This is a genomic window from Methylobrevis pamukkalensis (assembly GCF_001720135.1).
In the GTDB taxonomy this organism is placed as follows: domain Bacteria; phylum Pseudomonadota; class Alphaproteobacteria; order Rhizobiales; family Pleomorphomonadaceae; genus Methylobrevis; species Methylobrevis pamukkalensis.
The window spans coordinates 1-911 of record NZ_MCRJ01000283.1 but is presented as its reverse complement, the minus strand read 5'-3'; the positions used below and the strand labels follow the sequence as shown (position 1 = coordinate 911).

The following is a 911-nucleotide window of genomic DNA, read 5'->3' as shown; positions in this document are numbered from 1 at the left end:
GGATGACCGTGGACCATGCCCGGGCGCTGGCTGTTGCCGGGATCACCTCGCTGCGGATCGACGCGGCCGACGTCGGCGACAGCCCGGCGCTGCCCGACAGTCCGCGCCAGGTGCTCTATTCCGACGCGCAGATCCGCGACGTGATCGCCGCGATCGACCTGCTCGAGGCACGCGGTCATGGCGAGGTCGTGCTGGTCGGCCGCTGCAGCGGCGCCTTCCTTGCGCTCGGCGCGGCGGTGGCCGACCGCCGGGTGAAGGGCTGCGTCGCGGTCAACATCCGCCGCTTCGTCTGGGATCCGGACGAGGACGTGGACGAGGCGATCCGCAACTCGTTCCGCTCGCTCGCCAACTACCGGGCGCGCCTCCTTCAGGTGGAGACGCTGAAAACGCCTCGTCACCGGCGACATCGACCTGCTGCGCGTCGGCGGCGACGTCCTGCGCCGCCTCGGGCAGAAGCTCGGCGTGCGGCTGGCGCCGGTCAGCTTCGGGCTGACGAAATACGCCCGGCTCCACCGCGAGGTGCGCCGCCGCTTCGATCTGCTGCGCCAGCGGAATGTGCGGCTGGCGCTGGTGTTCAGCGCCGACGACGGCGGCCTCGACGAGCTTTCCACCTATTTCGGCCCCGAGGGCCGGGCGCTGGCCGCCTATCCGAACGTCTCGCTGGCGATCGTGCCGGATGCCGACCACAACATGACGCCGAAGCCGGCCCGCGACGCCCTGCTCGGCCTGCTGACGGCGTTCGCGAAGGAGGCGGACGACAGGGCCGCGGCGGTCGCAAGGCCCGTGAATGCGGCCTAGCCGTAGCGGGCGGGCCGGGTGCCGTTGACGGCGATCACCTCGCCGGACGGCCACGCCTCCGCCGGGGCACCGTCGCGGCGGATCAGGGCAATGCGCCGGGTCCGTCCCGGGGG

2 protein-coding genes are annotated in these 911 nt (G+C 72.7%); one reads left to right on the top strand and one right to left on the bottom strand.

What is annotated here, in order from left to right:
• Positions 1-407: hypothetical protein (locus A6302_RS20530; RefSeq protein WP_141704056.1), on the bottom strand; the 407-nt coding region annotated here is incomplete at its 3' end.
• 55 nt (positions 408-462) lie between these two features.
• Between A6302_RS20530 and A6302_RS20525 the strand changes: the two genes are divergently transcribed.
• A complete protein-coding gene (locus tag A6302_RS20525) occupies positions 463-798 on the top strand; it encodes a hypothetical protein (protein ID WP_069308543.1) in 336 nt (111 codons plus the stop codon).
• Positions 799-911: the final 113 nt, after the last annotated feature.